We start from the raw sequence: 21,466 nt of genomic DNA on the forward strand, positions 1-21,466 counted from the left end.
CATAGCGCCATCAGGCATTCAGGTCGTTTCCCCCAACGCCTACTGCGACAGTACGCTTTCCTGCGCATCACAGAAAAGCATGACTATCCGGGGTAATCCAGGCTATAGTCTTATAAATCAACCAGTTTAACCGGCATCCGCCTTTTCAGGTCACACCAGGAATTATGCTTACACGCGACTCCTCTTCCGGTCGGAAAATCCTGCTTACCTGTATCATTACGGGGATGGCGGCAGCATTACTTATAGGTAGCCTGCAATTTTTCCTGTCGTGGCATAAACGGGATGTTAAATACAATACGCTCCTTTCTGATGTACAACATTACCTGGCCAGCTATTTCGCCGACCTGAAAGCCACCACCGATATTCTTCAGCCGTTGACGATCAACACCTGTCAGCAGGTTGGCGCAGAACTCACCTCAAGAGCCGCTTTTAGCCTTAATGTCCGCGCCTTCTTATTGATTAAAGATAAAAAAGTGTTCTGCTCTTCCGCCACTGGCGCCATGAATATGCCGCTTCAGCAACTGGTACCGGATATAGATATCCGCAAAGACGTTGCTATGGCGATTCTGCCCGGCACGCCAATGATGCCCAACAAACCGACAATGGTGATTTGGTATCGGAACCCATTATTAAATGACAGCGGCGTATTCACATCGCTGAATATTAACCTGACGCCCTACTTACTCTATACCACGCGCCAGGACGATTTTAACGGCATCGCGCTGATTGTCGGCAATACCGCGCTGTCGACCTTTTCTTCGCGTCTGCTGACCGTCGCGGAGCTGCCGGGCACGCCATCACGACAGGCAACTATCAACGGCCTGCCGCTTAAAATACAGCTTTATGCCGATAGCTGGACCTACAATGACTTGTGGTATGCGTTGATGCTGGGCTGCATTAGCGGCATCGTAGCAGGGTTTATCTGTTACTTTATCTATGCCCTCCGGACGCGACCGGGCAAAGAGATTTTAACGGCGATCAAACACGAGCAGTTTTATGTGGTTTATCAGCCCGTCGTCGATACTCGTACGCTGAGCGTCACCGGGCTTGAAGTCTTACTGCGCTGGCGTCACCCTACGGCAGGCGAGATTCCGCCGGATGCCTTTATCCACTATGCCGAAGCGCAACAACTTATCGTACCGTTAACGCAGCATCTGTTCGAGCTGATCGCCCGCGACGCTCCTACGCTACAGAAGGTGATGCCCGTCGGTGCCAAATTTGGCATTAACATCGCGCCGGAACATCTGCACAGCGACAGTTTTAAAGAGGATATGCACCGGCTCAGGGACGCCCTGCCCGCGCACCATTTTCATATCGTGCTGGAAATCACTGAACGCGATATGCTTCAGCAGTATGAAGCGGCCAAACTGTTCGAATGGCTGCATTCCGCCGGGTTTGAAATCGCTATAGATGATTTCGGTACAGGCCATAGCGCCCTGATTTATCTGGAGCGATTTACTTTAGATTATCTGAAAATTGATCGCGGCTTTATCCAGGCGATCGGCACGGAAACCGTCACGTCTCCGGTTTTGGATACCGTGCTGACGCTCTCCAGACGCCTGAATATGCTGACGGTGGCCGAGGGCGTTGAAACGCCGGAGCAGGCCCGTTGGCTACGCGATCACGGTGTTAATTACTTGCAGGGGTACTGGATTAGCCGTCCTTTACCCCTAAAAGATTTCGTGCTGTGGATGTCGGCGCCTTCCGTGCCTGAATGGTAGTCCCCTTACGGTTTTAACGGATTCACATCAGACGCAACGTCACTTATTATTCAGCGAAACGCCTGCCGGTTTGCAGCGGGCAATACGATAAGGAAACCGCCTTCAGATGATTGCGCGCGTAATGCTTCTGCTTGTCGCACTGGTTAGCGCTGGCGCCCAGGCCCAGGAAATCAAAGAAAGCTACGCTTTCGCCGTACTCGGCGAACCTAAGTATGCTTTTAACTTTGATCACTTTGATTATGTGAATCCTGCTGCGCCGAAAGGCGGTCAGATGACGCTTTCCGCCATTGGTACGTTCGATAATTTCAATCGCTATTCGCTGCGCGGCAATCCCGGCGTACGTACCGAAGCCCTTTACGATACGCTTTTTACCACCTCGGATGATGAACCCGGAAGCTATTACCCGCTGATTGCCGACCATGCCCGCTATGCCGCCGACTATTCCTGGGTGGAAATCTCGATTAATCCCCGCGCTCGTTTTCACGATGGCACGCCCATTACCGCCCGCGATGTGGCCTTTACCTTTCATAAGTTTATGACCGAAGGCGTACCGCAGTTCCGTCTGGTCTATAAAGGTACTACCGTGAAGGCGATTGCGCCTTTAACCGTGCGAATTGAACTGGCGAAGCCTGGTAAAGAAGACATGCTTAGTCTGTTTTCACTACCGATCATGCCCGAAAAATTCTGGAAAAATCACAAACTCAGCGATCCACTTTCAACGCCGCCCTTAGCCAGCGGGCCATACCGGATTACTCAGTGGAAAATGGGCCAGTACATTGTCTATTCACGCGTCAAAAACTACTGGGCGGCTAATCTGCCGGTCAATCGTGGACGTTTTAACCTCGACACTATCCGCTACGATTACTACCTTGATGATAATGTCGCTTTCGAGGCGTTTAAAGCGGGCGCATTTGATCTACGGCTGGAAAACGACGCTAAGAACTGGGCAACGCGCTACATCGGTAAAAATTTCGATAATCATTACATCATTAAAGAAGAGCAGAAAAACGAGTCGGCGCAGGACACACGCTGGCTGGCCTTTAATATTCAGCGCCCGGTATTTAAAGACCGGCGGGTACGTGAAGCTGTCACCCTGGCCTTCGATTTTGAGTGGATGAATAAAGCGCTGTTCTATAATGCCTGGAGCCGAACCAACAGTTACTTCCAGAATACCGAGTACGCCGCCAGAAATTATCCTGACGCCGATGAGCTGGTATTACTCGCGCCGATGAAAAAAGATCTTCCTCCTGAAGTCTTCACTCAGATCTATCAGCCGCCGGTCTCTAACGGCGACGGCTACGATCGCGAAAATCTTCTTAAAGCTGACGCCTTGTTGACGCAGGCCGGATGGGTGATCAACGGACAGCAACGGGTCAATAGCGTCACCGGTAAGCCCCTGACGTTTGAACTTCTCCTTCCTGCCAGCAGTAATAGCCAGTGGGTTCTGCCCTTCCAGCATAATCTTCAGCGTCTGGGCATTACGATGACTATCCGTCAGGTTGATAATTCTCAACTCACCAACCGGATGCGTAGCCGCGACTATGACATGATGCCGAGGCTATGGCGGGCGATGCCCTGGCCCAGCTCCGATCTACAAATCTCATGGGCGTCGGAATACATTGACTCCAGTTATAACGCTCCCGGCGTACAAAGCCCGGTGGTGGATAAACTGATCGCGCAAATTATCGCAGCGCAGGGTGATAAAGCGAAACTGGTGCCGCTGGGACGGGCGCTGGATCGCGTGCTGACCTGGAACTATTACATGCTGCCGATGTGGTATATGGCGCAAGACAGGCTCGCCTGGTGGGATAAATTCTCCCATCCGGCGATTCGCCCGGTATATACCATCGGGTTAGATACCTGGTGGTATGATGTCAACAAAGCCGCCAAACTACCGGCAGCCAGGAGGTAGTAAGAATCAATGGGCGCCTATCTTATCCGCCGTCTGTTACTGGTGATCCCCACGCTATGGGCCATTATTACCATTAACTTTTTTATCGTGCAGATCGCTCCCGGCGGCCCTGTCGATCAGGCGATTGCCGCGATTGAATTTGGCCAGGGCGGCGCGTTGCCCGGCGCCAGCGGCGAAGGCGTTCGCGCCAGTCATGCGCAAACCGGCGTCGGCAATATCAGCGACAGCCATTATCGCGGCGGCCGGGGACTCGATCCGGAGGTGATCGCGGAGATCACCCATCGCTACGGCTTCGACAAACCGCTGCATGAGCGTTATTTCAAGATGCTACGGGACTATCTCTCTTTTGACTTCGGCGACAGTCTGTTTCGCAGCGCATCCGTACTGACGCTGATCAAAGATAGCCTTCCCGTCTCCATTACCCTGGGATTATGGAGCACGCTGATTATTTATCTGGTGTCTATCCCGCTGGGGATCCGCAAAGCCGTCCATAACGGCAGTCGCTTTGATGTGTGGAGCAGCGCGTTTATCATTATTGGTTATGCGATCCCCGCCTTTCTGTTCGCTATTTTATTAATCGTCTTTTTTGCCGGCGGCAGCTACTACGATATCTTTCCGCTACGTGGCCTGGTCTCCGCCAACTTTGACACGTTACCGTTGTACCAGAAAATCACCGATTATTTGTGGCATATTACGCTACCGGTGTTGGCGACCGTCATCGGCGGTTTTGCCGCCCTGACGATGCTGACGAAAAATTCGTTTCTCGACGAGGTGCGTAAACAGTATGTCGTTACCGCTCGCGCTAAAGGCGTGAGTGAAAAAAACATTCTCTGGAAACATGTTTTTCGTAACGCCATGCTGCTGGTGATCGCCGGGTTTCCCGCCACTTTTATCAGTATGTTTTTCACCGGCTCGTTGCTAATTGAAGTCATGTTCTCGCTCAACGGCCTGGGGCTGCTGGGTTATGAAGCAACCGTTTCGCGCGACTATCCGGTGATGTTCGGCACGCTTTATATCTTTACCCTGATTGGCTTATTACTGAATATCCTGAGCGATATCAGCTATACGCTGGTCGATCCACGCATTGATTTTGAGGGACGATAATGCCGCGATTAAGCCCGGTCAATCAGGCCCGCTGGGCGCGTTTCCGCCATAATCGCCGGGGCTACTGGTCACTATGGATTTTCCTGGTCGTGTTCAGCCTGAGCTTATGCGCGGAACTGATTGCTAACGATAAGCCATTGCTGGTGCGCTATGAAGGCCAGTGGTATTTTCCGCTGGTAAAAAATTACAGCGAGCGCGATTTCGGCGGCCCGCTGGCGACAACGGCAGACTATCAGGACCCATGGCTACAACGGCAGCTTGAGAATCGGGGCTGGGTGTTGTGGGCCCCCGTACGCTTTGGCGCCAATACCATTAATTTTGCCACCACGCAGCCTTTCCCCTCCCCGCCTTCGGCGAAAAACTGGCTGGGCACCGATGCGAATGGCGGCGACGTTTTCGCCCGCATCCTGTACGGCACTCGCATTTCTATTTTATTCGGCCTGATGTTAACGATTTGCTCCAGCGTCATGGGCGTACTGGCGGGCGCGCTACAGGGCTATTATGGCGGCAAAGTCGATTTATGGGGACAACGTCTCATCGAAGTCTGGTCGGGGATGCCGACCCTGTTTCTGATTATTTTACTTTCCAGCGTAGTGCAGCCTAACTTCTGGTGGCTGCTGGCCATAACCGTACTGTTTGGCTGGATGAGTCTGGTGGGCGTGGTGCGCGCCGAGTTTTTACGGACCCGCAATTTTGACTATATCCGCGCCGCGCAGGCGCTTGGCGTCAGCGATCGTGACATTATCCTGCGCCATATGTTGCCTAATGCGATGGTCGCTACCCTGACATTTTTACCGTTCATTTTATGTAGCTCCATCACCACCCTGACGTCGCTGGATTTTCTGGGATTCGGTCTGCCGCTTGGCTCCCCTTCTCTCGGCGAACTTCTTTTACAGGGGAAAAACAACTTACAGGCTCCCTGGCTGGGGATCGCCGCCTTTCTGTCTGTCGCCATTCTGCTATCGCTGCTGATTTTTATCGGCGAAGCGGTACGCGACGCCTTTGATCCTGCTAAGGCGGTATAAGATGACATCTCCATTGCTTGCGATTGAAAATTTATCGGTAGGTTTCCGTCAGCAACAGCACGTGCGCCCTGTCGTTAACGCCATTTCGTTACAGGTGAACGCCGGGGAAACGCTGGCGCTGGTCGGCGAGTCAGGGTCAGGGAAAAGCGTGACGGCGCTTTCCATTCTGCGTCTTTTGCCTACCCCTCCCGCCGTCTACCTCTCCGGCGATATTCGCTTTCACGGCGAATCATTGCTTCATGCCAGCGAGCAGACGCTACGCGGCGTGCGCGGCAATAAAATCGCCATGATTTTTCAGGAACCGATGGTTTCACTTAACCCACTGCATACGCTGGAAAAACAGCTCTATGAAGTGCTGTCGCTCCATCGGGGAATGCGTCGGGAGGCGGCAAGGGCGGAGATGATCGGTTGTCTGGATCGGGTCGGTATCCGCCAGGCGAGCCAGCGTCTGCGCGATTATCCGCATCAGCTTTCCGGCGGCGAACGCCAGCGCGTCATGATAGCCATGGCGCTGTTAACACGGCCGGAATTACTGATCGCCGATGAGCCGACCACCGCCCTCGACGTCTCCGTACAGGCGCAGATCTTATCTCTACTGCGGGAACTCCAGCGTGAGCTCAATATGGGATTGCTGTTTATCACCCATAACCTCAGCATTGTAAAAAAACTGGCGGATTCAGTGGCGGTAATGCAACACGGCAAGTGCGTAGAGAACCAACGCGCCGACACGCTGCTCTCCGCGCCGACCCATCCGTACACGCAAAAACTACTCAACAGCGAACCCACTGGCGATCCGGTTCCGCTCCCCGCCGGGCAGGCGCCGTTGCTGGAAGTGGACAAGCTGCGCGTCGCCTTCCCAATCCGCAAAGGCATTCTGAAGCGCGTCGTGGATCATAATGTGGTGGTTAACAATATCAGTTTCACCCTGCATCCAGGCGAAACGCTGGGTCTGGTCGGCGAGTCAGGATCGGGAAAAAGCACCACCGGTCTGGCGCTGTTACGGCTTATCCGCTCCGAAGGCCGCATCGTGTTTGACGGTCAATCGCTGGATACGTTAAACCGCCGCCAGCTTTTACCTGTTCGCCACCGTATCCAGGTCGTATTCCAGGACCCAAACTCATCGCTAAACCCGCGTTTAAACGTGTTGCAAATTATCGAAGAAGGCCTGCGCGTCCACCAGCCTACGCTTTCAGGCGCGCAGCGCGAACAGCAGGTGAAAGCGGTCATGATGGAAGTCGGCCTGGACCCGGAAACACGGCATCGTTACCCCGCTGAGTTTTCCGGCGGCCAGCGTCAACGTATCGCCGTCGCCAGGGCGCTGATTTTAAAACCGTCGCTTATTATTCTGGATGAACCGACCTCATCGCTGGATAAAACCGTTCAGGCGCAGATTCTTGCCCTCCTGAAATCGCTCCAGCAAAAGCACCGTCTGGCCTATATCTTCATTAGCCACGATCTGCATGTAGTACGCGCGCTGTGCCATCAGGTTATCGTGCTGCGGCAGGGGGAGGTGGTTGAACAGGGGCAATGCGAGCGCGTGTTTACCGCACCGCAACAGGCCTATACGCGTCAGCTACTCGCGTTAAGCTGACGCCTAAAAAGGATTATTGTTAGAAAAAGGTTCCGCTATCGCCACGCCGAAATTTTTCAGCCGACAGGTGGCGGCAAACTCATCCTGACGATTAACGAACAGGCACGGCTCCCCTTCGCACTCCAGCACGGAGCAAGGAACTTCAATATCGCTTAGCGCCTGGCTGAGCTTATGCATCACTGACCACGCGCTATCGCCTGCCGGACTCAACAGTTTAAGCGCCACCAGACTATTCTCGGTGCTCTGCCCGTTTTGCGGAATCGGTTCAACCTTTGACCCCGCAAAACCCGCCGACCAGCGATAGTTTTGCGGCAGACGGTGAACAATTGAGAGCTGTAATGTATTCACTTTCTTTCCCCGGAAGCACAATTACTTCACAATTTAATTACATTTATATTAACACATCATTGACAACCCGTCCTTAAACAGATTGCTAACGCCCTTCTCTCCGTCAGTGGCTCTACAGCAAGCGGGAGTTAAAATAGTTTTACCGACGCGGAGATAGCGGCGGGCTATATGTACCCGTTTCTGCGATCTAACTCAACCTTTTTAACTACAATGATGTGACTTTTTACATAAATGGATTTTACATAAAATAAACATAAAGGAGGAAAATGATGAATTGGTAATTGATATACATCAACTATGAAAGCCGTTTGGCTTTGCCATCGTGTAGCGGATAGCGTCCCCCAACGCCGCCTGCGCATTCTTCGGCGCCATTGAGGGGCAGCGCGCCCGTCACCGTTTTTTGGGACGGCTGGCGTAGAGATAAAACAGAATGGAACAGGCGGCGCAAAGCGCAATCGACCAAATCATCGGCCACGCACTGGTAAAGGTAGCCAGCGACAGCAACGCGCCGACGATAGCGCCAATACCAAAGCGGAAAGTGCCCGCCAACGAAGACGCCGTTCCGGCCATATGCGGAAACTCATCCAAAATGACCGCCATCGCATTGGACGAAACCATCGACACACAGCCGACAAACGCCGCAACGCCGACCACCAGCGCCCAGAATCCAATGCCCATCAGCGCGCTGAAAACCATCCACACCGCCATCGCAAACTGAATCCATAGCCCGGCCCGAAACATGTTTAGCGCCCCTACCCGTCTGACAAAACGGCTGTTGATAATCGTCATCACAAACAGAAATACGATGTTCAACGCGAAGTAGTAGCCGAAATCCTGCGGCGGAACATGATTAATTTCGATATAAACAAACGGCCCCGCGCTCAAAAAAGAGAACATACCGGCAAAACTAAACCCGCTCGCCAGCATATAGCTCAGTACGCGTTTGTGGCGAAACAACGCGGCAAAGTTACCTATTGTGGTACGAATATGAAAAGGCTGACGCCGCTCAACGGGCAGCGTCTCTTTAATCAAAGCAAAGATCATGACTGACGCCAGAATCGCCGCAATGGCCAGTATCCAGAAGATATAGTGCCAGCTTAACCATACCAACACCCAGCCGCCGACAATGGGCGCCATTAACGGCGCTATCGTAGTGACCAGCATGACAAATGACATCATGCGCGAAAACTCTTCCTTTGGATAAATATCCCGCATCAGCGCATTGATGACGACGCTTGCCGCCGCGGCCGCCAAACCGTGAAAGAAACGCATCACGATCAGTTGATCGATAGTCTGCGCCAACGCACAGGCGACCGCCGCAGCGGCAAATACCAGCGTCCCGCCCAGGATGACCGGCTTACGCCCGAGGCTATCCGCCATCGGTCCATAGATAAGCTGACCCAGCGCAAACCCCAGAATATAGGTGCTGAGCGTCATCTGCGCGCTACCGGCAGGCACGCCGAATTGCGCAGAAATCACCGGCAGCGCAGGAAGATACATATCAATCGACAGCGGCATTAACATGGCCAACAGGCCAAGGATAAAGACAATGGCAAAGGAAGAGTGCTGCCGGGTGGTCACATCGAACTCCTGAAATTAACGAGATAGTTAGCCGACGCTGGCGATTTCTTCTTCAGTCAACGGGCGGTACTCGCCGGGAGCCAGATTCTCATCCAGCGTAATGACGCCAATCCGTTCGCGGTGCAGTTCCACAACGCGATTGCCTACTGCGGCAAACATCCGCTTCACCTGATGATAACGGCCTTCGCTGATGGTCAAACGGACCTGCACAGGCGTTATCACCTCCAGCGTAGCGGGTTTAGTGAGATCTTTTTCATTATGCAACTGCACGCCTTTCGCAAATTGCGCTGCCGTATCGTCGGCCACCGGCGACTCCAGGGTCACCAGATAGGTTTTTTCACAGTGATGGCGCGGCGACGTAATGCGGTGCGACCACTGACCGTCATCTGTCATTAACACCAGACCGGTAGTATCGATATCCAGACGTCCTGCGGCATGCAGCTTATACGCCACCGGCTCATCCAGGAAATACAGTACCGTTGGATGATCGGGATCATCGGTTGAACAAACGTATCCCTGCGGCTTGTTAAGCATAAAATAGCGTGGCCCGTGTTGCTGCGCTAAGGGATTGCCGTCATACGCAACCGCATGTTCCGGGAGCAGTTTGAAGGCCGCATTTTTAATGATGTCGCCATCGACGGTAACGCGGTTACCACGAATTTCACGCCCGGCAATAGCGCGGCTGACGCCAAGCTGCTGAGCGATAAATTTATCAAGTCGCATGTGTGTGATTTAGCCTGTAATAATACGGAAATCGGGCATTCTACCCGAAAAAAGGGAATTGCTATCCGCTCAGTATAGCGGGCTAACTATATCCCTCAAGGGAAATGATTCATGGCATACTATTCCCGGAACCGTTTAACGTAGTGAGACCATGATTTTTACACTCCGCCCCTACCAGCAAGAAGCCGTAGACGCCACGCTCAGCCACTTTCGCCGCCACCGTACGCCCGCCGTGATTGTTCTGCCGACCGGCGCAGGTAAAAGCCTGGTGATCGCCGAACTGGCGCGCGTCGCCCGCGGACGGGTACTGGTGCTGGCGCATGTGAAAGAGCTGGTCGCGCAGAACCACGCCAAATATTGCGCGCTGGGGCTGGAAGCGGATATTTTCGCCGCCGGACTCAAACGTAAAGAGAGTCAGGGCAAAGTCGTGTTCGGCAGCGTACAGTCGGTGGCGCGTAATCTTGACGCCTTCCAGGAGGAGTTTTCGCTGTTGATTGTCGATGAATGCCACCGCATCGGTGACGATGAAGACAGTCAGTATCAGCAAATCCTCACTCACCTGAGTAAAGTTAATCCTCACTTACGTCTGCTTGGGCTCACCGCCACGCCCTTCCGCCTCGGAAAAGGCTGGATTTATCAATTTCATTACCACGGTATGGTGCGCGGCAACGACAACGCGCTGTTTCGCGACTGTATTTATGAACTGCCGCTGCGCTATATGATTAAACACGGCTATCTGACGCCGCCTGAGCGGCTTGATATGCCAGTGGTCCAATACGATTTCAGTCGCCTGCAGGCCCAAAGCAATGGGCTGTTCAGCGAAGCCGACCTGAACCGCGAGCTGAAAAAGCAGCAGCGGATTACGCCGCACATCATCAGCCAGATTATGGAATTTGCGCAAACGCGCAAAGGCGTGATGATTTTCGCCGCCACGGTCGAACATGCGAAAGAGATTGTCGGTCTGCTTCCGGCGGACGACGCGGCGCTGATTACCGGCGATACGCCAGGGCCCGAGCGCGACGCGCTGATTGATAATTTCAAGGCGCAGCGTTTTCGCTATCTGGTTAACGTCTCGGTGCTGACCACCGGCTTTGACGCCCCACACGTTGATCTCATCGCGATTCTACGTCCCACGGAGTCAGTTAGTCTTTACCAACAAATTGTCGGGCGTGGTCTGCGCCTTGCGCCGGGAAAGACCGATTGCCTGATTCTTGATTACGCAGGCAACCCGCACGACCTGTATGCCCCGGAGGTCGGTAGCCCGAAGGGAAAAAGCGATAACGTCCCTGTCCAGGTATTTTGCCCGGCCTGCGGCTTTGCCAACACCTTCTGGGGGAAAACCACTGCCGACGGCACGCTGATTGAACACTTTGGCCGTCGCTGCCAGGGCTGGTTTGAGGATGACGACGGCCATCGCGAGCAGTGCGATTTTCGCTTTCGCTTCAAAAACTGCCCGCAGTGTAATGCCGAAAACGATATTGCCGCCCGACGCTGCCGGGAATGTGACGCCATTCTGGTCGACCCGGACGATATGTTAAAAGCGGCGCTCAGGCTCAAGGATGCGTTAGTCCTGCGCTGTAGCGGAATGACGATGCAGCATGGGCAGGATGAGAAAGGCGAATGGCTGAAAATCACTTACTATGACGAGGACGGCGCGGATGTCAGTGAGCGCTTCCGCTTGCACACGCCCGCCCAGCGTACCGCTTTCGAACAGCTATTTATTCGCCCGCATACCCGCACGCCCGGCGTTCCTTTACGCTGGATCACGGCGGCGGATATTGTCGCGCAGCAGGCGCTGTTGCGGCATCCCGATTTTGTGGTCGCGCGGATGAAAGGCCAGTACTGGCAGGTGCGTGAAAAAGTGTTCGACTATGAAGGCCGCTTCCGCCGGGCGCACGAATTACGTGGTTAATTGTACTTTTCATTGATGTAACGGCGATTTGAGTATAGAATCCCGCCCGCCTTTGCATACGCAAAGCAGATCACTTACCTGTTGCTGGGTCGCCTGTAGCAGGAATTATTAAAGAGAGATTTAAATGTTTACTATCAACGCAGAAGTACGTAAAGAGCAGGGTAAGGGTGCGAGCCGCCGCCTGCGCGCCGCTAACAAGTTCCCGGCAATCATCTACGGCGGTTCTGAAGCCCCGATTGCTATCGAACTGGACCACGACCAGGTGATGAACATGCAAGCTAAAGCTGAATTCTACAGCGAAGTTCTGACCCTCGTTGTTGACGGTAAAGAAGTAAAAGTTAAAGCTCAGGCTGTACAGCGTCACGCTTACAAACCGAAGCTGACTCACATCGACTTCGTTCGCGCGTAATCGCCTGGAAGTTGAAGAAAAACCCCGCTCCGGCGGGGTTTTTTTATGCGTTTAATTGAATTTGACGACATGCAGAGCAACGAGAACCCACTTTGCTTTTCTGCTTTCTTACACCTCGCCACATTCAATTAGCGCCTCCCCTAATCGAGGATCTGTAGTTTCCGACGCGGTATTCATACCTTTAAGCCGATTGAATAATGCCCGTTGACGAACGCTGGCACTTTCCGGTTTCCATGGCAAAATTCGTATTGGTATCGTTTGTCCGTCATTCAACGCATCAAATACCTTTTCATTGGTCAGTAAGTCGCCGCAGCTCCATGTCTTGCTATCAAACTGAAAATCAAATAAGACATGGAGCTCCAGTTCATCTACACGCACTTGACGCTTTGCATTATCGATGCGTATTTCCACCTTCTCTTTATGCGTCAAAGTTGCATCAAGATTGAGTCCATACCGTTTCAACTGCCCCTTGTCGTAATAGTAACGTATGCTGGACCAGGTTGATTTAAAAGCAAATCCAGTAATGAATAAACCACTTAACAAGAACAGCGGGCATATGAACAAGCTCAGTAACCAGTTGGCACCATAAGTATAAAACAGTACCAACGAGAGAACGGTGAACACCATGCCGAGCACCAACATCATCAAAAATGCGACAATGTGCGCATACAAAACCTGCCGAAATAAACTGAAATTAACAGGCGGCTTCTGTCGTATTCCTTTACTCACTACGGCGTCCTTTTATGTCGTATGCCTTTATTTCCCGCCCGACGTGCGTCGCTGCAACTGATCGCGCAAATTCGGCGGCGTCCCTTTGATAGTCAGGGTATCGGTCGCCGGGTCCCAGAAAATCCGCTCACCCAGCAGCATCGCATCAAAGTTAATCGTTAACCCGCCGCCGCTGCCGGCATATTTGGTTAGCTGGCGCAGCGTACTGCGATCCGCCGGAAAGCTCTCTTCCAGCTCATAGCCTTTTTCGGCGGTAAATTCGCTGAAGCTGACTTCACTGACGCCGGAAAGCTCTTTAGACAGCGATTCCAGCTCAATCTCTTCCCCGGCTTGTAACTGCTCGTTGCAGTAGCTGTACACCTGCTGACGCACGTTCTGACGTTCTGCTTTATCCAACTGCGCTTCTGCGGTGAAATCATCCACTGCCTGCAACAGGCCGCGATTCTGCGCTTTGGCGTTCAACCCTTCGCTGGCGCCGAGGAAATCCATAAAGAAGTCAGCGACCTTGCGCCCTACCCGACCTTTCAGGAACGTCAGATAGCGGGTCGATTGCGGATTAGTTTCCCACTCGGTAAGATCGATACGCGCCACGATATCCGCATGGTTGATATCAAGATAATGCGTCGGGTTAATGTCCAGATTTTCATTGACCCGCATACTGCTCAGGTTGTTCAGTACCGTAACCAGCAGATACTCCACCGCCAGGTAGCGATAATGGCAGAACAATACAATGCCGCCGTCCGCAAAGGGATATTTCGCCAGTTCGTCACGCAGGCGTCCGGTCGCCGCCCGGCTAAAGGCAAGAAAATCTTCTTCCCCCTGACGTTGCAACCGCAGCGCTTGCGCCAGTTCACTCTCTTCATTAAACAGGCCATACGCCTTATTCTTGGCGCTATAGACCCGATGCAGTTCAGCCACCATCTCGACAACGGTGGTTGTCGGCTCCAGCAATGAATCGCGCAAGACCAGCTCAAGATTTTGCTCATCGCGCTTGATAAGCTGGTGCAGGGCAATCTGGTTGATATCCAGACTCATGATAAACTCTCCTTTAAGACCGGGCGGTATTCAACCACCGCCTGCCGGAAGACGCAAGCAATCGCCCTGTCATTTCAGGCGTTATCCGTAACGCGAATGATTTAGGGGATAAAAATGCAGAAAAAAAACTGTTGCTACGGTAATATGTTGCCCTTTCATGAACAAACAGATTTTGATTTATGCCACAACTCTCCCGCTATAGTGATGAACATGTTGAACAACTGCTGAGCGAACTGCTCAGTGTACTGGAAAAACATAAGGCGCCGACCGATCTTTCCCTGATGGTGCTGGGAAATATGGTCACCAACCTTATCAACACCAGCGTGGCGCCGGCTCAACGCCAGGCGATTGCGAACTCTTTTGCCCGCGCCTTGCAGTCTTCGATTAGCGAAGACAACGCGCACTAAAAAGCCGACTCCGGAGAAACAAGCGACAGGTATGGTAACTCATCGTCAGCGCTACCGTGAAAAAGTCTCCCAGATGGTTAGCTGGGGGCACTGGTTCGCTCTGTTCAATATACTGTTGGCTACGTTGCTCGGCAGCCGTTACCTGTTTGTCGCCGACTGGCCGACAACGCTTGCGGGTCGCATATACTCCTACCTGAGCATTGTCGGGCACTTTAGCTTTCTGGTGTTCGCCAGCTATTTGCTTATTCTTTTTCCGCTCACGTTTATCGTGATGTCCCAGCGGCTGATGCGGTTTATATCAGCCATTCTGGCGACCGCGGGTATGACGTTGTTGCTTATCGACAGCGAAGTCTTTACCCGTTTTCACCTGCATCTTAATCCCATTGTCTGGGAGCTGGTCATCAACCCTGACCAGAACGAAATGGCGCGCGACTGGCAGCTTATGTTTATTAGCGTGCCGGTTATCTTATTGATTGAGATGCTATTTGCGACATGGAGTTGGCAAAAGCTGCGCAGTCTCACGCGCCGTCGCCATTTCGCAAGGCCGCTTGCGGCATTCTTTTTCGTCTCCTTTATCGCATCGCATCTTATCTACATCTGGGCAGATGCTAATTTTTACCGGCCGATTACCATGCAGCGGGCAAACCTGCCGCTCTCTTATCCGATGACGGCGCGACGTTTTCTTGAAAAACACGGTCTGCTGGATGCGCAGGAATATCAGCGCCGTCTGGTAGAGCAAGGCAATCCGGAAGCGGTCTCCGTTCAGTACCCGCTCAGCAATTTGCACTATCGCGATATGGGCACCGGTCAGAATGTGCTGCTCATTACCGTAGACGGCCTGAACTATTCTCGCTTTGAGAAGCAGATGCCGGAGCTGGCTACATTTGCCGAGCAAAACATCGACTTCACCCGTCATATGAGTTCAGGGAATACCACTGATAACGGTATTTTCGGCCTGTTCTATGGCATATCGCCAGGCTATATGGATGGCGTGTTATCCACCAGAACGCCTGCGGCGCTCATTACCGCGTTGAATCAGCAAGGCTACCAACTGGGACTGTTTTCTTCGGATGGCTTCGCCAGCCCGCTTTATCGTCAGGCATTACTGTCCGATTTCTCGATGCCGGCAGCGCAAACGCAGTCTGATGCGCAAACGGCCAGCCAGTGGATAGACTGGCTTGGGCGCTACGCACAGGAAGATAACCGCTGGTTCTCATGGATATCGTTTAACGGTACTAATATTGATGACAGTAACCAGAAAAATTTTGTTAAGCGTTACGCCAGTGCCGCCAGCGACGTGGATGCGCAAATCAATCGGGTTCTGAACGCGCTGCGAGAGGCCGGTAAATTCGACAATACTGTCGTGATCATTACCGCAGGACGCGGCATACCGTTGACGCCGGAAGAAAATCGCTTCGACTGGTCGCAAGGTCATCTGCAAGTACCGCTGGTGATCCACTGGCCGGGGACGCCTGCGCAGCGTATTAATGTGCTTACCGATCATACCGATGTGATGACCACGTTGATGCAACGCCTGTTACATGTCAGCACGCCAGCGAACGAATATTCACAGGGCCAGGACATCTTTACCGTTCCACGTCGTCATAACTGGGTAACGGCGGCAGACGGCAGTACGCTGGCAATCACGACGCCGCAAATGACCCTGGTGCTCAATAATAACGGTCATTATCAGACCTATGACTTACACGGCGAGAAGATCAAAGATCAGAAGCCGCAGCTCAGTCTGCTGCTGCAAGTGCTAACAGAAGAGAAACGTTTTATCGCTAACTGATTAATTATAAATCAGTTAGCACCGTTTCCCCTTGCATTCGCGTTGGAAAGAGGTAGTATTAGCACCCACAAGTCGGCACGTAGCGCAGCCTGGTAGCGCACCGTCATGGGGTGTCGGGGGTCGGAGGTTCAAATCCTCTCGTGCCGACCAAAATTCCCCTTAAAAACCAGCCTGCCAGGGCTGGTTTTTTTATATATCCAATTTGCAAATGGTGAAATGATGGTGAAATAGCTATCGAAGGTCACTGCAAATTGACTTCAAGCTCCCTCCAACGCGAAAAGTTGAACAGATGACTTAAATACATTGATTAGTCATCCTTAACCAGTAGAATCCGCCACGACTGGTAACTATTCAATACACGCACTATCGAACGATCGCCAGTTTGCCGCAGCCCGTTCTTGCATACAATGTGGCTGCGGCACACCATCACATCAAAAATTTGAAAATCAGGGTAAACCTGTCACTTAACCTGAAGCAGGTCTTCATAGCGGGTGGTATATCGGGATGACAGTATGTTTCTCTTCATAGCCCACTGTTGCTGGATACCCTCCCCGGCAAAGTACAGCTTTCCCCTGCCCTTCTTTGCATTCAGGTGATCCAGTACTTCCATCGGCTTCTCGCTACCGGCGCGCGGCGCGTTATCATCGAAAAAGTTGCGCCGCGCCCTGACTGAAGAAGTCTCCCCTATTTCACCTGTACATCATCCGTACTGTCTGATGTTGTTCGTCCGGGAATATCTTTGTCGCACCGCACCTCATTCACCTGGTGCATCAGTTACGACGCCACTGAACGTTCAGATAGCTCCCCAGCATCTCCTCCACAAGAGGTCGCAGGCCATCCAAAAATGTCTTTTTCGCGCTCTCCATCGCTCTTGCTCCGATAGTGCGCTCTGCATCGGTATTACCGACCAGCCCAGACGGTCTCAGCTCTGTGTCAGACAGCATCCGGTACGTTTCCTCATAATCCGATATTTGCTTTTCACGAAGCGCGTTAACGCGTTCCGGCGCTTTGCGCTCCAGCACTCTGTGTAACGGCCCCCACTGCAGTATCCACTCCCTGAACTCGCTTTTTTCAGCGGCTTTCACCTGAAGCTCCGCGTCCTGAAGGTCTGTAACCGTCACGCCGGATACGTCAAAGAAACGCATTTCTGACGTCACGCTGGTCAGCCCGAGTGATTTCTTCAGCTTATTCTGATACGCCAGCCAGACCTCAATTTCATCAACGAGAGCCAGCGTTCTGACCTTTTCCCGGGCAATCTGTTCCAGTTTTCCCAGACGGAACATCTCACGCCCCGTGGCAACCAGCGCCGCGAGATCGTTATCGTATTGCCCTTTTTCTGCATTATGTACCAGCTGTACGTTCTTCATCTGGTGCAAAAAAAATGTGACCCGGTCCTCGCAGCTTGAGGTTGCCTCTGTTGCCATAGCAAAGGTGTTTGCTCTCAACGCCTCATCTTCAGCCAGTTGTGCCAGCCAGGACGATATCTGTGCCTTAAACCCCGCGTCCTTTATGAAGTTTTCCGTCTCACTCAGTCTGTCCAGGAAGAGGCTGAAGGCGTCGGCGTTATCTTCCTGTCCGAACATATGCCATCTGTCTGCAGGAGCCGGTTCCCCCTCCCGGGCAGGCACCAGCCAGTCAGCGGCCGCCAGGTGCAGTGCCCGAGTTTCCCGGGGGGCGGAGGCTCCCGCCATATCGAATTGTATTATGGGGCCTGAATAGCCAGGCGCGCTGGTGATCTCCCGCAGCGCCTGCAAAGTACGTTCAGACAGTGGGTTCCCTTCCAGATTTACGGTTGTCTCTGAAGACAGATGAATGAGACTTTCCGGCAGGCGGGTCAGCTGGTTACGATAGACCGACAGCGACAGTAGTCCTGACGGCAGCATCGGCAGGCTGGTCAGCCGGTTACCAGATACCATCAGCTCCTTCAGTTCTGACGGCAGCACCGGCAGACTGGTCAGCCGGTTACCAGATACAATCAGCTCCTTCAGTCCTGACGGCAACGCCGGCAGGCTGGTCAGCCGATTATTATAGGCCCACAGCTTATATAATTCTGACGGCAGCGTCGGCAGGCTGGCCAGTTGGTTATCAGATACCGACAGCTCCTGTAGCCCTGACGGCAACGTCGGCAGGCTGGTCAGCTGGTTATTATAGGCCCACAGCTTACATAATTCTGACGGCAGCGCCGGCAGGCTGGCCAGTTGGTTATCAGATACCGACAGCTCCTGTAGCCCTGGCGGCAACACCGGCAGGCTGGTCAGTTGATTACCAAAGATCCACAGCTTACATAGTCCTGACGGCAGCGCCGGCAGGTGGGTCAGCGGGTTACTAAAGATCGACAGTTCCAGTAGTCCTGGCGGCAGCACCGGCAGGCTAGTCAGCTGGTTACCAGAGACCTCCAGCGTCCGCAGTTCTGGCGGCAGCGCCGGCAGGCTGGTCAGATTATTATCAGGAATAACCAGTGTGGTAATATGCGCGGGTAAACAGTCTGGCAAGGTGGTAAGACCTGATTCTCCCACGTTAAGCACTGCATTGCCATTATTCAGGCAGGCACGCATTTTCTGTACCACTGCTGCACGGCCGCGTGACTCTTCTGCGGGTGCAGCCCTTCTCCACGCTGACCAGACAGCATCATACTCTGCTGGCGTCTGTGGAGCCGTTGTGGCAGGGAGGAAGGATGTCCTGAATGTCCCGGATGCCCCTTCCGCGTGTCCTGTGCCCTCCTCACCCTGTGCTGTGTCCAGGGTGAGGCGATGTGTTTCACTGTACCCCTGGCAATTTACGGTATAGTTCCCGGCATCATCAAGGGTGACTGACAATATCTCCTGACTGTCTTCATCCAGAATACAGAAGTAATTTTCCCCGTGCTGGCCGGAATGAATGCTTTCCTCCCATCCGGCATACGCGAGCGTCCTGAGCAGTTCAAATCTGTTGATCACATCCTCCCGCGTCGTTCCGGCCGGCGGGTGACAAATCGCCCAGATGCACTCCAGCGCTTCAGTCTGGTGCGTTGAGCAAAAAAATTCCTTCATTTTTTCCCAGGAACTCATTTCAGGGGGGGTATCAGACCAGGCAATACGATAAATGCGACGGTTACTGATGGTGGCGGGAAGACATCCGCTTCCAATATGAAAGGGCATAACAAAAAACCTTTATAAATTTACATATAGTATCTGTCCGGCAGACATCATCTCTTCCTGGTCTTAATTTCACAATAAGGTTATCGGCGGATTCATGGTCGTCCTGACATGGCGGGCTTCAGAAGGTGCAGAAGAAAAATCCGTTATGATGACCGGATGGCGGGACTGTCATTTTACAGCTAAAGTGTCGATTTTTTCAGGGTCGCTTTCCACGATGACCAGATCATCCGGTATCAACGCCCGGGCGTTCAATTTTCGATTCTGCCTGCCTGCGCAGCTCTTCCGGCGAATAAACCCTTTGAACGACTTTACCGTCTTTAAACTGCCAGCAGCATGAATATCAGCGCGACGGTTTTCATCCGTATCAGGCAACTCTGCAACGCTCTGGCCAGCAGGCCACAGCCCGGAAACATCACGCGTAATACACGTAATAACATCGTTATCGTCGTAGGTAATTTTCAGCGTGTCTGCTGAAAATAATTGCTGGCACCCATACCAGTCCTGACCATCCTCTGATTTAAGATACGCCGCATCGGCGAATAATGTGTCATCTGGTTCCGGTGCATACGGAATGAAATTTTTAATATTTAAAAACTGTTTGTTCTTTTTATTTTTTTTCCGCTGTCATAATTATTCCTTCTTATACACTTGGGGCTGTCACCCACGTATCACCAACCAGATACTGAATGGGACGTTGTCACCCGAATAGTCATCGCGCCACGCACTCCCATTACCTCAATCACTGCGCCAGCGAGACAGATATTACCGCAGCCAGTATCCGTGATGATTTTGTTATAAGCGTAAGACCAGGAGCCACGACACATCCAGTAAGGGTGATTGAATGCGCCCTGAGACTCCAGCCAGACGATAAACTCCGCCGTCGTCCACGGATTATCATCACAGCCGATAATACGCTCGCGCGGCACCGATACGACGCACAAACAAATCCTTGTCCGGAATATCGCCGCCATTCTGTGATTTTTGTAATGCATCGGCGGCACGACTTATGGTTTCTCGCAAACCAACGTATTCGATAAGACCGTCAACACTTTTTCCTGACAGCGCCGTCAGGGTTTCGTCCAGCGGCTGCTTGCCCGCCAGTTTATTCAGTACCGTGGTGGCAAAGTTCGGATCATTTCCCAACGCGTCAGCCAGTTCCTGCAGGGTGTCCAGTGGCTCCAGTACGGAACCAACCAGCGCGGCAATCAGTTTGCGGACAAACTCCGCGTTTGTTGTCTGAAGCCCTTTAGCATCGCCTGGCGGCGTCGGTGTGGTCGGCGTTCCAGTGAATGCCGGGCTGTCCAGCGGCGCTTTGGTCCGTACCTCACCCATAACGGTTTTTACCGCCTTTGGTGTGGCCGCCAGCGCTTCGCTGTCACTGTCCGTGGCACTGCTTAATTTAACGATACCTTTTTTCGTCAGGCTTGCATCTTCCAGGGAAATCACGTCTGCGATATCCTCGGCCCGTTTCGCGGCCTCTTCGGCTCTGGTTGCCAATTCTCCGGCTGCAGCTCTGCTTTGCGCTGCCAGTGATGCGCTGGTATCAGATGCGGCGGCGTGGGTGGATGCCTCCGATGCTGATGACGAGGCGGCTGCCGCCGTTCTGGCTGTGTCAGCCGACGCCGCGCTGGCTGATGCCTCCCCGGCTTTTGTGGTCGCCGTACCTGCGCTGCTCTCCGCAGATGCTGCGGATGAAGCTGCCGACCAAAATTCCCCTTGAAAACCAGCCTGTCAGGGCTGGTTTTTTTTATGCCTACAATTAAAAAGTTAGCTGATGCCAGAGACGTTATTTTGCATGAACTGATTTTGCATGAACTGATTGGACATCTTTCCTGTGCAGTGGTCAACGTAAAGTCAATGCAGGCAACTAACGTAAACCATGTTTGTACTAAAACAGAAAAAGCGCATCTACACCCTATGCTGGAAGAAATGTTTGCAGTGGCAGGTAAATGAGTAAGCAATCTGTTGCAGCAATAATAAAACGTTCTGGTAAGGTAAACGGCTTACCACTTCTTTGTCACTAACAATTAGCCTCCCTGT

The 21,466-nt window shown here is 52.7% G+C and carries 17 protein-coding genes, 1 tRNA gene and 3 pseudogenes; 13 read left to right on the top strand and 8 right to left on the bottom strand.

Annotated features, from left to right (window positions below; translation table 11 throughout):
* Positions 1–164: 164 nt before the first annotated feature.
* From J4613_RS05950 to yejF, 5 genes are all read left to right on the top strand, one after another.
* Positions 165–1,721, top strand: a complete 1,557-nt coding sequence (locus tag J4613_RS05950) for a cyclic di-GMP phosphodiesterase (protein WP_000957763.1) — start codon at positions 165–167, stop codon at positions 1,719–1,721.
* A 106-nt stretch (positions 1,722–1,827) separates the two neighbouring features.
* Positions 1,828–3,633, top strand: coding sequence for an extracellular solute-binding protein (locus tag J4613_RS05955; protein ID WP_000561742.1), 1,806 nt, complete (start codon positions 1,828–1,830; stop codon positions 3,631–3,633).
* 9 nt (positions 3,634–3,642) lie between these two features.
* Positions 3,643–4,737, top strand: a complete 1,095-nt coding sequence (locus tag J4613_RS05960; protein ID WP_023217966.1) for a microcin C ABC transporter permease YejB — start codon at positions 3,643–3,645, stop codon at positions 4,735–4,737.
* On the top strand, positions 4,737–5,762 hold the full coding sequence (locus tag J4613_RS05965; RefSeq protein WP_001137761.1) for an ABC transporter permease: 1,026 nt from the start codon (positions 4,737–4,739) through the stop codon (positions 5,760–5,762). The genes J4613_RS05960 and J4613_RS05965 overlap by 1 nt, the downstream gene beginning before the upstream one ends.
* A 1-nt stretch (position 5,763) precedes the next feature.
* Complete coding sequence (yejF, locus tag J4613_RS05970; protein ID WP_000203612.1) at positions 5,764–7,353, top strand: microcin C ABC transporter ATP-binding protein YejF; 1,590 nt, start codon at positions 5,764–5,766, stop codon at positions 7,351–7,353.
* 3 nt (positions 7,354–7,356) lie between these two features.
* Here the strand turns inward: yejF and J4613_RS05975 are convergent, their stop codons facing one another.
* From J4613_RS05975 to rsuA, 3 genes are all read right to left on the bottom strand, one after another.
* Positions 7,357–7,701 (bottom strand): YejG family protein, encoded by a 345-nt coding sequence (locus J4613_RS05975; protein WP_001094639.1) that lies wholly within the window; start codon positions 7,699–7,701, stop codon positions 7,357–7,359.
* A gap of 390 nt (positions 7,702–8,091) precedes the next feature.
* Positions 8,092–9,282 (bottom strand): Bcr/CflA family multidrug efflux MFS transporter, encoded by a 1,191-nt coding sequence (locus J4613_RS05980; RefSeq protein WP_000213349.1) that lies wholly within the window; start codon positions 9,280–9,282, stop codon positions 8,092–8,094.
* A 27-nt stretch (positions 9,283–9,309) separates the two neighbouring features.
* On the bottom strand, positions 9,310–10,005 hold the full coding sequence (gene rsuA / locus J4613_RS05985; protein WP_111742288.1) for a 16S rRNA pseudouridine(516) synthase RsuA: 696 nt from the start codon (positions 10,003–10,005) through the stop codon (positions 9,310–9,312).
* A 151-nt stretch (positions 10,006–10,156) separates the two neighbouring features.
* Here rsuA and J4613_RS05990 point away from each other — a divergent pair, with 151 nt between their 5' ends.
* Both J4613_RS05990 and rplY read left to right on the top strand, forming a co-directional pair.
* Positions 10,157–11,917, top strand: a complete 1,761-nt coding sequence (locus J4613_RS05990) for a DEAD/DEAH box helicase (protein WP_000578121.1) — start codon at positions 10,157–10,159, stop codon at positions 11,915–11,917.
* Positions 11,918–12,041: 124 nt separating this feature from the next.
* Positions 12,042–12,326 (top strand): 50S ribosomal protein L25, encoded by a 285-nt coding sequence (rplY, locus tag J4613_RS05995; RefSeq protein ID WP_000494192.1) that lies wholly within the window; start codon positions 12,042–12,044, stop codon positions 12,324–12,326.
* Positions 12,327–12,434: 108 nt separating this feature from the next.
* Here rplY and J4613_RS06000 read toward each other — a convergent pair whose 3' ends face one another.
* A complete protein-coding gene (locus J4613_RS06000) occupies positions 12,435–13,055 on the bottom strand; it encodes a hypothetical protein (protein WP_000033432.1) in 621 nt (206 codons plus the stop codon).
* Positions 13,056–13,082: 27 nt separating this feature from the next.
* Complete coding sequence (yejK, locus tag J4613_RS06005) at positions 13,083–14,090, bottom strand: nucleoid-associated protein YejK (RefSeq protein ID WP_000050806.1); 1,008 nt, start codon at positions 14,088–14,090, stop codon at positions 13,083–13,085.
* Positions 14,091–14,269: 179 nt separating this feature from the next.
* Between yejK and J4613_RS06010 the strand changes: the two genes are divergently transcribed.
* The 4 genes and pseudogenes from J4613_RS06010 to J4613_RS22590 form a co-directional block, all read left to right on the top strand.
* A complete protein-coding gene (locus J4613_RS06010) occupies positions 14,270–14,497 on the top strand; it encodes a YejL family protein (protein WP_001135904.1) in 228 nt (75 codons plus the stop codon).
* Positions 14,498–14,528: 31 nt separating this feature from the next.
* On the top strand, positions 14,529–16,289 hold the full coding sequence (yejM, locus tag J4613_RS06015) for an LPS biosynthesis-modulating metalloenzyme YejM (protein WP_000256140.1): 1,761 nt from the start codon (positions 14,529–14,531) through the stop codon (positions 16,287–16,289).
* A gap of 73 nt (positions 16,290–16,362) precedes the next feature.
* A tRNA-Pro gene (locus J4613_RS06020) sits at positions 16,363–16,439 on the top strand.
* Positions 16,395–16,493: pseudogene (locus J4613_RS22590) on the top strand (hypothetical protein); the annotation flags it as partial. The gene J4613_RS06020 and the pseudogene J4613_RS22590, both read left to right, overlap by 45 nt.
* Positions 16,494–16,749: 256 nt before the next feature.
* On the opposite strand, the pseudogene J4613_RS06025 reads toward J4613_RS22590, so the two are convergent.
* The 3 genes and pseudogenes from J4613_RS06025 to J4613_RS06040 all read right to left on the bottom strand — a co-directional run.
* Positions 16,750–17,047, bottom strand: a pseudogene (locus J4613_RS06025) (DUF4113 domain-containing protein); the annotation flags it as partial.
* 12 nt (positions 17,048–17,059) lie between these two features.
* Positions 17,060–19,426, bottom strand: a complete 2,367-nt coding sequence (gene sspH2, locus J4613_RS06030; RefSeq protein WP_080192482.1) for an SPI-2 type III secretion system effector E3 ubiquitin transferase SspH2 — start codon at positions 19,424–19,426, stop codon at positions 17,060–17,062.
* A 668-nt stretch (positions 19,427–20,094) separates the two neighbouring features.
* A pseudogene (locus J4613_RS06040) lies at positions 20,095–20,872 on the bottom strand (tail fiber protein).
* Between the two features lie 115 nt (positions 20,873–20,987).
* Here J4613_RS06040 and J4613_RS06045 point away from each other — a divergent pair.
* Positions 20,988–21,146, top strand: coding sequence for a hypothetical protein (locus J4613_RS06045; protein WP_000340080.1), 159 nt, complete (start codon positions 20,988–20,990; stop codon positions 21,144–21,146).
* A 29-nt stretch (positions 21,147–21,175) separates the two neighbouring features.
* Positions 21,176–21,379, top strand: coding sequence for a virulence protein MsgA (locus J4613_RS06050; protein ID WP_111742541.1), 204 nt, complete (start codon positions 21,176–21,178; stop codon positions 21,377–21,379).
* Positions 21,380–21,466 lie beyond the last annotated feature (87 nt).

The organism is Salmonella sp. 32020114201800008SM, assembly GCF_017572025.1.
Taxonomy (GTDB): domain Bacteria; phylum Pseudomonadota; class Gammaproteobacteria; order Enterobacterales; family Enterobacteriaceae; genus Salmonella; species Salmonella enterica.

Bases quoted from the DNA above. Each gene is read 5' to 3' on its own strand.
- J4613_RS05990 (WP_000578121.1), top strand. From the start codon at position 10,157: ATGATTTTTACACTCCGCCCCTACCAGCAAGAAGCCGTAGACGCCACG.
- J4613_RS05955 (WP_000561742.1), top strand. From the start codon at position 1,828: ATGATTGCGCGCGTAATGCTTCTGCTTGTCGCACTGGTTAGCGCTGGC.
- sspH2 (WP_080192482.1), bottom strand. From the start codon at position 19,426: ATGCCCTTTCATATTGGAAGCGGATGTCTTCCCGCCACCATCAGTAAC.
- yejM (WP_000256140.1), top strand. From the start codon at position 14,529: ATGGTAACTCATCGTCAGCGCTACCGTGAAAAAGTCTCCCAGATGGTT.
- yejK (WP_000050806.1), bottom strand. From the start codon at position 14,090: ATGAGTCTGGATATCAACCAGATTGCCCTGCACCAGCTTATCAAGCGC.
- J4613_RS05950 (WP_000957763.1), top strand. From the start codon at position 165: ATGCTTACACGCGACTCCTCTTCCGGTCGGAAAATCCTGCTTACCTGT.
- rsuA (WP_111742288.1), bottom strand. From the start codon at position 10,005: ATGCGACTTGATAAATTTATCGCTCAGCAGCTTGGCGTCAGCCGCGCT.
- J4613_RS05965 (WP_001137761.1), top strand. From the start codon at position 4,737: ATGCCGCGATTAAGCCCGGTCAATCAGGCCCGCTGGGCGCGTTTCCGC.
- J4613_RS06010 (WP_001135904.1), top strand. From the start codon at position 14,270: ATGCCACAACTCTCCCGCTATAGTGATGAACATGTTGAACAACTGCTG.
- J4613_RS06050 (WP_111742541.1), top strand. From the start codon at position 21,176: ATGCCTACAATTAAAAAGTTAGCTGATGCCAGAGACGTTATTTTGCAT.
- J4613_RS05960 (WP_023217966.1), top strand. From the start codon at position 3,643: ATGGGCGCCTATCTTATCCGCCGTCTGTTACTGGTGATCCCCACGCTA.
- rplY (WP_000494192.1), top strand. From the start codon at position 12,042: ATGTTTACTATCAACGCAGAAGTACGTAAAGAGCAGGGTAAGGGTGCG.
- yejF (WP_000203612.1), top strand. From the start codon at position 5,764: ATGACATCTCCATTGCTTGCGATTGAAAATTTATCGGTAGGTTTCCGT.